13 protein-coding genes are annotated in these 12,498 nt (G+C 70.9%); 5 read left to right on the top strand and 8 right to left on the bottom strand.

What is annotated here, in order from left to right; all coding sequences use genetic code 11:
- Nucleotides 1–8: 8 nt before the first annotated feature.
- Nucleotides 9–1,208 (bottom strand): RtcB family protein, encoded by a 1,200-nt coding sequence (locus tag O7627_RS22330; RefSeq protein ID WP_278095451.1) that lies wholly within the window; start codon nt 1,206–1,208, stop codon nt 9–11.
- A gap of 179 nt (nt 1,209–1,387) precedes the next feature.
- Here O7627_RS22330 and O7627_RS22325 point away from each other — a divergent pair, with 179 nt between their 5' ends.
- The 3 genes from O7627_RS22325 (at nt 1,388) to O7627_RS22315 (ending at nt 3,980) form a co-directional block, all read left to right on the top strand.
- Nucleotides 1,388–2,419 carry a hypothetical protein gene (locus O7627_RS22325; protein ID WP_278095450.1) on the top strand — a complete coding sequence of 344 codons (1,032 nt, stop codon included), beginning with the start codon at nt 1,388–1,390 and terminating at the stop codon, nt 2,417–2,419.
- A gap of 418 nt (nt 2,420–2,837) precedes the next feature.
- Complete coding sequence (locus O7627_RS22320; protein ID WP_278095449.1) at nt 2,838–3,443, top strand: hypothetical protein; 606 nt, start codon at nt 2,838–2,840, stop codon at nt 3,441–3,443.
- 21 nt (nt 3,444–3,464) lie between these two features.
- Nucleotides 3,465–3,980: a hypothetical protein gene (locus tag O7627_RS22315; RefSeq protein ID WP_278095448.1), complete on the top strand. Its 516-nt coding sequence runs from the start codon at nt 3,465–3,467 to the stop codon at nt 3,978–3,980.
- Nucleotides 3,981–4,076: 96 nt separating this feature from the next.
- On the opposite strand, the gene O7627_RS22310 is transcribed toward O7627_RS22315, so the two are convergent.
- The 3 genes from O7627_RS22310 to O7627_RS22300 form a co-directional block, all read right to left on the bottom strand.
- Nucleotides 4,077–4,556 (bottom strand): DUF3291 domain-containing protein, encoded by a 480-nt coding sequence (locus O7627_RS22310; protein ID WP_278095447.1) that lies wholly within the window; start codon nt 4,554–4,556, stop codon nt 4,077–4,079.
- Between the two features lie 31 nt (nt 4,557–4,587).
- A complete protein-coding gene (locus tag O7627_RS22305; RefSeq protein WP_278095446.1) occupies nt 4,588–5,259 on the bottom strand; it encodes a transcriptional regulator in 672 nt (223 codons plus the stop codon).
- A gap of 84 nt (nt 5,260–5,343) precedes the next feature.
- Nucleotides 5,344–6,453 (bottom strand): hypothetical protein, encoded by a 1,110-nt coding sequence (locus O7627_RS22300; RefSeq protein ID WP_278095445.1) that lies wholly within the window; start codon nt 6,451–6,453, stop codon nt 5,344–5,346.
- A 73-nt stretch (nt 6,454–6,526) separates the two neighbouring features.
- Between O7627_RS22300 and O7627_RS22295 the strand changes: the two genes are divergently transcribed.
- Nucleotides 6,527–7,246 (top strand): HD domain-containing protein, encoded by a 720-nt coding sequence (locus O7627_RS22295; protein ID WP_278095444.1) that lies wholly within the window; start codon nt 6,527–6,529, stop codon nt 7,244–7,246.
- A gap of 82 nt (nt 7,247–7,328) precedes the next feature.
- Nucleotides 7,329–9,476: an NACHT domain-containing protein gene (locus O7627_RS22290; RefSeq protein WP_278095443.1), complete on the top strand. Its 2,148-nt coding sequence runs from the start codon at nt 7,329–7,331 to the stop codon at nt 9,474–9,476.
- Nucleotides 9,477–9,561: 85 nt separating this feature from the next.
- Here the strand turns inward: O7627_RS22290 and O7627_RS22285 are convergent, their stop codons facing one another.
- The 4 genes from O7627_RS22285 to O7627_RS22270 all read right to left on the bottom strand — a co-directional run bounded on the left by O7627_RS22285 (nt 9,562) and on the right by O7627_RS22270 (nt 12,442).
- On the bottom strand, nt 9,562–10,248 hold the full coding sequence (locus tag O7627_RS22285; RefSeq protein WP_278095442.1) for a hypothetical protein: 687 nt from the start codon (nt 10,246–10,248) through the stop codon (nt 9,562–9,564).
- Between the two features lie 36 nt (nt 10,249–10,284).
- Nucleotides 10,285–10,788, bottom strand: coding sequence for a SigE family RNA polymerase sigma factor (locus tag O7627_RS22280; protein WP_278095441.1), 504 nt, complete (start codon nt 10,786–10,788; stop codon nt 10,285–10,287).
- A 198-nt stretch (nt 10,789–10,986) separates the two neighbouring features.
- Nucleotides 10,987–11,319 (bottom strand): cellulose binding domain-containing protein, encoded by a 333-nt coding sequence (locus tag O7627_RS22275; RefSeq protein ID WP_278095440.1) that lies wholly within the window; start codon nt 11,317–11,319, stop codon nt 10,987–10,989.
- Nucleotides 11,320–11,386: 67 nt separating this feature from the next.
- Entirely contained in the window at nt 11,387–12,442 is a 1,056-nt protein-coding gene (locus O7627_RS22270) for a LacI family DNA-binding transcriptional regulator (RefSeq protein WP_278095439.1), read from the bottom strand.
- Nucleotides 12,443–12,498: the final 56 nt, after the last annotated feature.

Genomic DNA, 12,498 nt, shown 5'->3' with positions numbered 1-12,498 from the left:
CGGCCGGGTCAACCCTTGACGCAGACCACCTGCTTGAGGTGCGCCACCACCTCGACCAGGTCGGACTGCTGCTCGATCACCGCGCCGATGTCCTTGTACGCGGCCGGGATCTCGTCGACCACACCCGCGTCCTTGCGGCACTCCACCCCGGCCGTCTGGGCGGCCAGGTCGTCGACGTCGAAGGCCCGCTTCGCCGCCGACCGGGACATCCGCCGCCCGGCGCCGTGCGAGGCGGAGCAGTACGCGTCGGCGTTGCCCAGCCCGCGCACGATGTAGGAGCCGGTCCCCATCGAGCCCGGGATGATCCCCAGGTCACCCCGGCCGGCCCGGATCGCCCCCTTCCGGGTGACCAGCAGCTCCACCCCGCCGTAGGTCTCCTCGGCCACGTAGTTGTGGTGGCAGGAGATCGGCTCGGCGAAGCGCACCGCCGGCACCGCGTCGCGCAGCACCCCGCAGAGCAGGGCCAGCATGATCGCCCGGTTGCGGGCCGCGTACTCCTGGGCCCAGGCCAGGTCGCGCCGGTAGGCGGCCATCTCCGGGGTGCCGGCGAGGAAGACCGCCAGGTCGCGGTCGGGCAGGTCGGCGTTGTGCGGCAGCTTCCGCGCCACCCCGATGTGCCGCTCGGCCAGCTCCTTGCCGATGTTGCGGGAACCGGAGTGCAGCATCAGCCAGACCTGACCGGCGTCGTCGCCGCCCTGCTCGACGCAGACCTCGATGAAGTGGTTGCCGCCACCGAGGCTGCCGAGCTGCCGCTGGGCGCGCGACTCCAGCGCCCCGACGCCCGCGTGCAGGTCGCGGAAGCCGGCCCAGAAGTCGCCCCAGCCGGCGGTCGGCAGACCGTGCACCCGGTACGGGTTGACCGGGTCGTCGTGGGCGTGGAAACCGACCGGGATGGCCGCCTCGATCGCCGTACGCAGGGCACCGAGGTCGTCCGGCAGGTCCGCGTCGGTCAGGTTGGTGCGGACCGCGGACATCCCGCAGCCGATGTCGACGCCGACCGCGGCCGGGGCGAGGGCCTGCCGCATGGCGATGACCGAGCCGACCGTGGCGCCCTTGCCGTAGTGCACGTCGGGCATCACGGCGACCCCCTCGACCCAGGGCAGGGCGCCGATGTTGCGCAGCTGCCGGGCGGCGTCGGGCTCGATGGTCGACGGGTCGGTCCAGACCTTGACCGGGGCGCGGGTGCCGGACAGCAGGGTGTGGTTCATGCGAGCGACGGTACGGCGCCCGATCGGGGCGGACAACGGCTTTCCCGGTGATGCCGGCGGAGTTGGGTTGTTGCCCGCCATCTGACATCCACGCTCATCGACGGACGTATCTATCTGTCGATTCGCGGCTCAGGAACGTTGTCAACGAACCGAGTCGGTCCGTCTACTGAGGAGGCCCAATGTTGGGTAGCAGGAGAAGGCAGTTCCGAGCGCTGGCGGCGGGAGCGGCGTTGACGCTGCTGCTGTCGGTCGCCGGGTCCGGCCCGGCGCTCGGCGCGGTCACCGCCGACGAGGGCGGCGCCGCGGTCACCGACCGCACCGACGTCTACCTGCGCGACACCGCCGACGACATCGGTGTCGAACCGCATACCCTGAACCCGCTGTGGCAGAGCCCGGACATCAGGGTCTGCAACGGGCCGGCGCTCTGCGCGGCCAGCCAGAACCCGATCGTCGGCCAGACCAACTACGTCTTCGTCACCCTGCGCAACCCCGGCCCGTACGGCTCGGGTGACAGCACCGGCACGATTACCGTCTACCGGACCACCCCGGGCGGCGGCGCGGCCTGGCCGGCGGCGTGGACGGTGATCGGCTCGCAGACCCTGAGCGTGCCGGCCGGCACGACCACGGTGATGCTGCCGTGGACCGGCGTACCCGGGCCGGGGCACTTCTGCCTGATCGCCCGCTGGGTGTCGCAGACCGATCCGATGACCGGGGAAGGCCCGGACATCGGCCCGAACACCCGGAACAACAACAACATCGTCTGGCGCAACGTGGACTCGGTGCACCCGCAGCCGGGTGATGGCGTCAGCGACCGACCGTTCGCGATCGGCAACACGCTGCGCCAGACGACCGCGAACGACGTGCTGTTCACGCCGTTCGGCAGAGCGTTCCAGGACCTCGGCGGGCGGATCGTGGTCGACCTCGGACCGGCACTGTTCGAGCGCTGGCGGGCCGGCGGGGGCCAGGGCAAGGGCATCCGCCAGGTCGGCCAGACCCAGGTGGAGATCGTCGAACCGGCCGGTGCCAGCATCAACGGGATCCTGCTGGCCCCGGGCGAGCGGCTCACCTTCCGGATCTCCTTCGTGGGTGGCGGCGAGGCCCGGGAGCGGGCCGGGCTGGATGTGACCCAGTTCGGTCCGGACACCACCGGCGCCCGCCGCGCCGACCTGGGCGGCGTCCGGTACGAGATCGCCCCGGCCGCCAAGCGGTAGCCGAGTCGATGCGCTGTCGCCGCCCTGCACGCCGGGGCGGCGATGGCAAACCAGAACGATGGTTGTTTCGCTTAATTGGTCGCACCGCGGCCCGTTCGGCGATTGATCGCCGATTCTGGCGGCCGCATGTCAGCGTCTGGTCAAAATGTTTGTAGAAATCAATGTTTATGGATCTGTTACCTGTCACCATCTGTATCAGACGCCGGCCGGCGAAACCTTCCCCACCAGTACGAATGTCGTTCGGGGCGCACCTATTCCCTACTGTCCGGAATCGATCTAGCCGGTGCTGACCGGGGCTGCCGCGCGCGTGGGCAGCGGTAGGGGCGCCGGAGAAAGTAGGCTCGGGCAATCCAAGAGCGGCGATGGCATAAATGTAAATGCCGTCCCGATCCTTCGTCGTGCAGAAGGTGGGGAAAGAATGTCGATTGCTACCGTGTCCGGGAAAAGGGCGCAACGACTGCTGGCGGTTGTCGCGGTCGGTGCACTCGTGGCGGTGGGCCTCGCCGCGCCCGCGTCGGCGGGCGAAGGGCCGGCCCGCGTCTCCGTGTTCGAGTCCGCGATGAACGTCGTCGGGTACGATCGCGCGGTGGCCAAGGCGAACGGTTACGAGATTCGTACCGACGAGAACGGTCGCGAGTACTCGGTGCCGAAGGGCTCGGCCCCCGACTACCGGCCCGCCGAAGCCGTCGTTCAGGACGAGCGGGTCGGCAATTGCGGCAGGTCCTTCGTCTACCTGTACGGGCTGGGTAACCACCAGGCCGAGATCCACACCGGCTGGCGACTCAACTCCGGAATGTCTGGAGCGGTCCAGCAGACCTGGAGTGTCTCCGTGCTTGACGACTACGGGGTCAGCATCAAGAGGTTCGACCGGCTGCACGCCTCGGAGCACAGCTGGCAGGCCTGGCACACCTTCACGGCCGGTGGTCCGACCTGGGTCACCGCCGAGGTGATCGTCGGCACCGTCGTCCTGTGGAACGGAACGATCTGCTTCGCGCTCGGGCCAATCGCGCACAAGTACGTGTAGTCGGGTTAGGAGATCTCCACCATGCACGCCTCCTGGCAGGACCATTCGGTGTCGTTCGGTGAGCGTCACGCACGGGTGCGGGCACCGTTCTGCACTCCCGTCGGTGTGGAGATCTTCTCCGACTCGGAGCACGAGCGGCATGGAACTGTTCCGGTCTCCCATCCGGTGCTGCTCAAATGGGAATACGTCACAGCAGACGGCTCGCCGATCCACGTGGTGACGCGCCGCCCGTACGCCTGGTCTCGGGTTGAGATCTCCGAGCATCTCTGGCAGGTGCTCGGAGATCTCATCCTCAAGGAGCGTCATCCGCAGCACCGCGGCCCCCGGCACGAAGTGTTGGGCGAGCGTCCGTCAGAAACTGCTGGCCGGATGCTCGTCGTCGACGGACAGGCGGTAGCGGCGTCGACAATGGTCCACGGTGCATTCGAGGCACGCGGCGTCTCGGTCGCGAACGTCGCGATAGCCGTCGCCGCACCGAGCGGGGTCCTTGCCGGTCGAGAGTTCGCGCTGGAAACCGTCGCTGCCGCGACGGGTTAGGTGGTACTGCGGGCCAACTGGTCAAGCGGCGGACGCTGTCGCCGCCCTCCCCCGTGGCGGACGGCGACAGCGTTGCCAGGTGTACGCCTGCCGGGGTCAGGTCGGCCCGGCGGCGCAGTCCGGTGGTGGGTAGGTCTCCCGGAAGGTGAAGGCCCGCGGTCCCGGGCCGTCGGCGGCGAGTAGCTCCAGCCGCTGCAACGCCTCGGCCACGGTCGGCAGGTGCCCGGCCGGCACCCACCACAGCACCAGGTAGGCGGGGAGCCCCTGGTGGTCGAAGAACTCCCGGCGCCGGCGCAGCGATTCCAGGTGCGCCGAGTGGTAGGTGAAGGCGCGCAGCGTCTCGACGTCGGTCCAGACCGAGAGGTTGACGATGACGTCCGGTTGGTCCAGCGGACGCAGGCCGGTGGCGTCGTCGGCGCCCTCCTCCTGCAGTCGCCAGACGAATCCGGGGGAGGCGTCGGCGAGGGCGTTGATGACCGGCAGCGCGGCGGCGAAGTCGGCCATCGACGGGTCGTCCAGCGGAGCGCGGAGCCGACCGATGTTCAGCTGGGCGAGGTGGTGACGACTGGTGGGCATGCCGGAAGCACACCAGGCCCGCGCTCTATTGTCAATCCTTATTGTTTTTAGTCAGCGCCACGCAGCACCGACCCACCGCCGGGTCCAGGGCGGCCGTCCAGGTCGTGACCCCGGCTCCGGCCAACAGACCGTCCACGAGCGCGAGGTTCATCCCGCAGATCAGCGGCGGGAACCGCTCCGCCAGCACGTGGAACGGGCAGTTGCGCAGCCGGATGACCTGGTCCTCGCGCTCGGGTCGGTACTCGTTCGCGGAGAGCAGATCCAGTACGTCCTCATCGGACGGTGGTGGCTCCGAACCGGCCCGGTCCGTGCCGGCCCGGTGGCCGTGCCGGCGGGCCACCTCGTAGAGGGTCGCGTCGGCTCCCGACCGGTCGAGCGCCTCAGCCAGGATCTCGGCGCCGGTCCGGTACGCGCGGGGCGGGACGCTGACGGCGTGCTCGGTGACCGCTGGCCGGTACAGCTTCGCCGGGCGGCCGGCGCCGGGTCCGGACCGGCCGGACCGGCGGGCGAACGAGACCTCCAGCACGCCCACGTCCACCAGCTTGTCGAGGTGGAAGGCGGCCAGCGTGCGGCCGACCCCGAGGCTCGCCGCCACCTCGTCCCGCCCCACCGGGACATCGCTGGCCGCCACCACCTGGTACGCCGCCCGCCGGACCGGATCGGTGAGCGCGGCGACCGCGCCGAGGTCGAGTTCGGAGATCATGCCGGGATTCTATATCGCATCAACGTTGTCGTTAGTGGCCCGGGTGCCGGCCCGATCGGTTTCAGGCTGCCGCTCCCGGTCGGTTCACCAGGTGAACGCGACCGAGAACGGCGAGTCGACGGCGGCGCCCGCGCTGTCCACGCAGCGGACGGAGATGTTCTCGTCGGAGCCGGCGGACGACCAGCCCGACGCGTGGCAGCGGGAGTCGGTGGTGCCGGTCGCCCGGGCCACCGCGTGTCCGTACGGGCTCGCGATCTGGGGATAGAAGACCCGGTAGCTGCCGGTGCCGAGCCGGGTGACCGTACGCAGGTGGCTGAGGTTGCTGTCGCTGTTCCAGGCGAAACCCGGGGTGGTGCCGGCCAGGGTCACCTGACTCAACGAGGTCGGGGCGATCCGCATCAGCAGGTTGGACGGTGCGAAGGTCAGCGAGAACCGGGTGTCGACGAGCGCCCCGGCGGCGCTGCGGCACCGCACCCGGACCACCCCGCCGCCCAGGTATCCGGTGACCTTGCAACTCACCGCCGCCGCCCCGTACGCCGTGGTCTGGTAGAACGTCGTCACCTGCTCCGGATAGGTGTGGGTGCTCGGCAGATAGGCCCGGTAGTCGCCCACCCCGTCCCGGAACACCCACGGTGCGACGCCCCTGGCGTCGTACCGGTAGTGGCTGGCCGGCGCGTAGCTGGCGGTGGTCGGCTGGTCCGCCCAGAGGTAGCTGTAGTGGTCACCGGTCAGCTCGCCGGCAACCGCCGTCCAGTTCGCGGTGAAGAAGGTGTCCTTCGGCGCGCCGGTCCGGTCGTAGCAGGCCACGCTCACCACCACGTCCGTTCCGCGACCCCAGGAGATCACCGCGCACAGGTCGCTCGTCGACCCGTACGCGCTGGCGTGCGCGACCCCGCCGCCAGCCGGCGCGGCCGTTCCCAGCCCGCCCCACCGGATGCTGTACCGGCCGGTCGACGACCGGGTGACCGTCGTCGGACCGGCACCGTCGTTGGCGCCGTAGAAGGTGCTCCCGGCACTCTCCGGGATCACGTAGCTGGCGACCGTCGGCTGATAGCCCCAGACGTAACCACCGGCGCCCGGAAACGGCGCGGCGGCGGCCGGCGCGGGAGCAAGCGTCGCCGAGGCGGCGCCGACCGCGACGCCCGTGGCGAGGACCGCGACACGATGGACAATTCCCGGGGTACGCAGGTTCATGATCGGCAGGATAGGACCGGGCCACAACGGCCCGGGGACGGCACCGGTTGGACGATTGCGGTAGACAGTGGGCATGGACGAGGTGATGCCGGCGTACCTAACGTCGATGCCGCTGCACGCGGTCACCGAGGTGTACGGCGAGGCCGGGCTGCGGCAGCGCTTCGCGCTCGAGATCGCCGGCTTCGACGAGCCGGCCCGGGACCGGCTGCGGCGGGCGTTGGCGCTGGCCGAGCGGCTGCACCGCGACGACCGGCGGGTCCGCGAGCCGTACCTCAACCACCTGCTGCGGGTGACCATCCGGATCATCTGCTACTACCGGGTGCGGGACGTGGACGTGCTGGTCGCGGCGCTGCTGCACGACGCGGTGGAGGACCACCCCGCCGAACTCGCCGGGTCCGCGGCCCAGGACCCGACCGAGGCGGCGCTCGCGGTGCTGGCCCGCGACTTCGGGGTACGGGTGGCCGCGCTGGTCGCCTCGGTCACCAACCCGCGCTACGACCCCGACCGCGACGCCTACCAGCAGTACCGCGAGCACGTCGCGAGCAGCCTGGACCGGGATCCGTGGGCGCGGGTCATCAAGTTCTCCGACTTCACCGACAACGGGGTGGGCGTCATCCACACCACCGCACCGAAGGCCGGCCGGGCGGCGACCAAGTACCGCCCGCTGGTGCCGATCCTGCGGGAACTTGTCACCCGCCCCGACACGCCGCTGGACGACGACGTCCGCCGGCACGTGCTCGACCAGCTCGACCTGGCCGAGCAGCGCTTCAGCGCCATCCTCGCCGGGGCCTGAGGGACGGGCCACCGGTTCGGCGGCCCGGGATCACCGAAAGTCCTGGTTGTACTACCGGAGGCCACGACGGTAGACATGTTCCGTGCGCCGGACCACGATCATCATCGCCACGGTGGTCTGCTCCCTTGCGCTGGGTGTCGCCACGAACGTGGGATCCGCCGCCTTGCCGGACGACTGGGGACCCTACCTGTGGCTCGCCTGGCCATTGGCCCTGCTCGGAGCCGCGGCGCTGATCGTCCTTGAGCTGCGCCGCGATCGGCCGGCCGTGCCGGCCGCACTCGGTGCCGAGGATCGCTACCGACGTACGCTGCTCGGCCGGGTCGACCGCTACTGGGTGCGTAGCGTCCTGGAGGGCTCGCTCTACCACGAGGCGCGCATCGAGCTCGGCTTCGAGACGGTGCAACAGCAGGGACACCCGTGGGACGTGACCGCCGCGCGGTCCGGCGGCGTGCCGCAACCACAGCCGGCCGGGCGGACGATGAGCGACCTCTTCGACACCTTCGACGAGGCGATCGTGATCATCGGGGCGCCGGGCTCCGGCAAGACCACCATGCTGCTGGAGCTGGCCCGGGATCTGCTTGCCCGCGCCAACGCCGATTCCACCTATCCGGCCCCCGTGGTGCTCAATCTCTCGTCGTGGGTTCGCCTACGCAAGCCGGTGGCCGAGTGGCTGGCCGACGAGCTGACCGAGCGGTACGGCATGCCACGCGAGTTGTCGGCGCGTTGGGTGGCCGAGGAACGTCTGCTGCCGCTGCTCGACGGTCTCGACGAGGTGGCGCCCGAGTACCGTGAGGCATGCGTGGCGGCGATCAACACGTTCCGCCGCACGTACGGTGCCGTGCCGCTGGCGGTGTGCTGCCGCACCGAGGAGCACGACCGCCTCGACACCACCCTGCGGCTCTACGCCAGGGTGATCATCCAGCCGTTGAGTCAGGCACAGATCGGCGCCTTCCTCGACCGCGCGGGGACGGCGGCCACCGGCATCCGGGCCGCTCTCGACGCCGACCCAGGACTGTGGGACCTCATCGACTCACCACTGTTGCTGAGCATCGTCGCGCTGGCCCACGCCGATCGGCGGGGTCGGCCCGCTCCCGAGCCCCGGACCGCGCCCGAACCGGGCACGACCGACGCTCCGACGCGCGGGCGGCAACGGCTCTACACCACGTACGTGCGCACCATGCTCACCCGCCGGCCGAACCCGAACTTTCCGCCGGCCGCCACCGTGCGTCACCTCGCGGCGCTCGGTGGCAACCTCCGGCGGAGGAGCCTGACCGTGTTCACAATCGACACCATCTCCGCCCGGTGGTCATCCGGGTGGCTTGATCGTCAGGAACATGCCGCGGTGGTCACCTCGACGGCGGCCGGGCTGCTGCTCGCTGGGCTGGGATACCCGCTGCTGGGGGTCTCGGGTGCCGCCGTCGGCGTGGTGTGTGGGCTGCTCATCCTCGCCGGGCACCGCAACCTCTCGTATGACGGGGCGTCGTACCTCGCGGAGGGTAGGAGCGAGCGGGAGGGCGACCGGGGTGGCGGCCGCCTACCGCTGCTCTGGGCCTCCGGCACCTGGGACAACGCCGTGGAGCTGCTGCGCGCGCCCACGGGGCTCGGGGTCGTCGCCGGCGGTGGCGCCGCCATCGGAGCGTTACTCGGCTGGCCGCACGGCGGGTTCGCGATGGCGGGTTATACCGCGGTCGCCGCCGTGACGATCGCGCTGCTCTGGGGCGCCGTCGACGATCTGCTGCTGCATCTGCACTGGATACCCGCGCCGCGCCCGGACGACGGCACCGGTCGGGTGGAGGTGCCCTCCCCGCTGATGCGGATGAGACTTCGCGGCAGCCTGCTGGGCGTGGTGATCGTTGCCGTGCTGGCCGGGACAGCCGCGGCAGCCGCGGCAGCCGTGCTCGCTGGCGCCGATGCGGCGCAACGCGTCGGTGCTTTCACCGCTGTCGGCTCGGCCGTCTTCGTGCTCACCGAGACGGCTTTCACCCCGATGCTCGAGCAGTGGCTGATCCGGCGGGCGCTGGCGCGCAAGGGGGTCGTGCCGCTGCCGTACCTGCCGTTCCTCGACCACTGCGTGCGGTGTCTCATTCTGCGCCAGGTCGGTGACGGATACATCTTCGTGCACCGCGAACTGCTGGACTTTTTCGCCGACTGCTGGCCGGACTGGCGGACGCATCGCTCCCGGGATGACGAGCGGGCCACCGCCGAGAGGCTGCGAGCACTCGTACCCTGACCTGCCGACGACGCCGCGACCCGCCGACCGACCGAGGCCGTACGGACGTTGCGGCGTTCGTACGGCCCCGGTCTCGACCGGCTGCTCAGCCGCCGACCGACTCCGCCTGGTCGGTGACCGTGATGCCCTCCGCGAAGCGCACGATCTGGTCGTCGCGCAGGCCCAGCTCGCCCGGGACCTGCACCAGGACCCGCTGGCCCGAGGCGACCGGGAAGATCAGCCAGCGGGTGTCGGACGGTTCGCCCGGCGTCTCCCAGGGCGAGCCGAGCCGGCCGGTCCGGCCGTTGATGTCGACCTGGGTGACGGGCGAGTCGTCGGGGAGCCGGGACAGGCTCTCCAGGGACACCGAGATCCGGCCCCGCAGGCTGACCGCGCTGCCGGGAGCGGCCGGGGCCGGGTCCTGACCGGACGGCATCACCACGAACATGCTGGTGTCCGAGGAGATCACCTGCCAGCCCTGCGGCACGGTGCTCACCTCGAAGCCGACCGGCTGGGTGCCGGTGTACGCGACCAGCCGCAGCGTCTGCGCCGTCGGGCCGGTTCCCGTCGTGCCGGCGGTCGGGGCGCCGGCGGGCTGGCCGAGCTGGCCGGCGCCCACCGCCACGGCGGCGACGGCGGCGACCGCCGCGCCGGAGAACGCGAACCGCTGCCGGCGGCGGCGGGTCAGGGCGCGCTGCCCCCGGGCCACGTCGGCGGCGACCATCTCCGGGCTGGTCCGGTCGGGGGTGACGGTCTGCGGCAGGGTACGCAGGACGTCCACGACGTCTGGCATGTCGGTACTCCTTCGATCAGGCGGTTCGGGAATGGGTCAGGCGAAGTGGTTCGCGCGTTCGGGCAGGAGTGCCCGTAGTCGCTCCAGACCGCGGGAGCTCTGGCTCTTGACGTTGCCCTCGCTGCACCGCATGGCGTCGGCGGTCTCGGCGACGCTCAGCCCTTCGACGTAGCGCAGCACCACCGCCGCCCGCATGCTCGCCGGGAGGGTGGCCAGCAACGCCAGCACCGTTGTCTCGTCGCTGTCCGTGGTCGTGGCGGCGACGTCGGGCAACTGCGCCCGTACCTGCTCGCGTCGCCGGAACAGGCTGCGGCGCTCGTCCGACGCGGCGTTGACGACACACCGCCGCGCGTACGCGTCGACGGTTTCCGGCCGGACCCTTGGCCAGGCCAGGTAGAGGCGGGTCAGCGCCGTCTGTACCACGTCCTCGGCCTTGGCCAGGTCACCGGAGACCAACAGTGTCGCCACCCGGACCAGCGCGGCACGCCGGGTCGTCACGAACTCGGTGAACTCGCGATCCTGCTCGGAAGGCCGTCTCACTGGCCACCCACCTCTCGTCGTCCCCACTTGCCATCTGGACGCCTCTGATACGGGATCGCCGTGGCATCGGTTGCATGGTGGGACGGAAATTCGTGGGCTGGTCAACGGCCGCGAGGCCGGCACCCCGTGCCGGCTTCGCGGGAACTGGTTTGGTGGTCTGCCGACCGACCGTCGAGGTGGCGGCCGGTCGGGTGGCTGTCAGGGGCTGGTGCAGGTCAGCGATGGGGCGGACGGGCTGCCGCTGCCGAGGAAGCCGAACGTGGTGGAGCCGGCGGCCGGCAGCGAGCCGTTGTCGGAGGCGTTACGGACCGACACCGTGGAGCCGCTGGTGCTGAGCGTGCCGTTCCAGACCTGGCTGATGGTCTGACCACCGCCCAGGGTCCACTGCACGGTCCAGCCGTCGACGGCCGCACCGGCCGCGGTCACCTCGCCCTGGAAGCCGCCCGGCCAGGAGTTGACCGTCCGGTAGGTCGCCCCGCACGCTCCGGCCGGCGGCGGCGCGGTCGTGGTCGCATCGTCGGCTCTCCTCACGGCATCGATGTGAACGCTCACCTATATCGATGAACATCAGGCTGCCAGAGCCTCCGGAGGATTTCAATCAGGCCGCGGGCGGCGCGGTGCTCCGCCGGACGGTCAGGGTCGTCGCCAGTTCCAGCCCGGTCTGCCTGATCTTCTCGCCGCGCCCGAGCGCGAGCGCCAGCTCGGTGGCGGTGACGGCCATCTCGATGAGCGGCTGGTGGACGGTGGTCAGCGGAGGGTCGACCAGGTTGGCCACCGGCAGATCGTCGAATCCCACCAGGCTGAGGTCGGCCGGGATCCGCAGCCCCAACTTGCGGGCGGCCTGGTAGACGCCCAGCGCCTGGAGGTCGTTGCAGGCGAAGATCGCGGTCGGACGATCCGGCCGGTTCAGCAGGTCGAGCGCGGCGACCTCGCCGTCCTGCTGGTGCAGGCCGGTATGGGTGACCAGCGCGGGCTCCACCGGCAGGCCGGCGGCGTCCATCGCGGAGCGGTAGCCGTCCAGTCGGGCCCGGCAGCACAGGATCCGCTCGGGGCCGCCGATCATCGCGATCCGGCGGTGGCCCAGCCCGATCAGGTGCCGGGTGGCGGACCGGCCGCCGGCCCAGTTCGTCGCCCCGACGAAGGGGACGCCGTCGGGTAGCTCGCTGGTGGGGTCGAAGACCACCAGCGGGATGCCGCGGGCCCGCAACTGGTTACGCTGCTCTTCGCTCAGCTGGGCCACCGTCACCAGACAGTCCGGACGGCGGGAGATGGTGTCGTCGATCCAGTACCGGATCGCGTTGCGCTGTGGTCCGAACTCGGTCAGGACCACCCCGACGCGCTGCTGCCTGGCCACCCGCTCGACACCACGGATGATCTGCAGCCCCCACATGTCCTCGATCTCCTCGAAGACGAGCTCCAGGGTGTTGCTGCGGACGGCCGGGGACGGTCGGCGGTAGCCGTGCTGGCTGATCACCGCCTCGACGCGGGCCCGGGTGTCGGCGGCCACGCCGGACCGGCCGTTGATGACCTTGGACACGGTCGGGATCGACACCCCGGCGGATTCGGCGATGGCCGCGATCGTCACCGGCCTCGTCGGATCACCGAGCAGCGGTTTCAGTTCGGTGACCGGCCCGCCCGGCTCGGCAGTTGTCAACCCGACCCCCCTTCCTCGGCCGACCGCCGCGACTGTGGGCACTTCTCCACCCTGAC

Source organism: Solwaraspora sp. WMMD1047 (genome assembly GCF_029626155.1).
In the GTDB taxonomy this organism is placed as follows: Bacteria; Actinomycetota; Actinomycetes; order Mycobacteriales; family Micromonosporaceae; genus WMMD1047.
The sequence above is the reverse complement of the archived record's forward strand: the minus strand, read 5'-3'. Positions and strand labels throughout refer to the sequence as shown.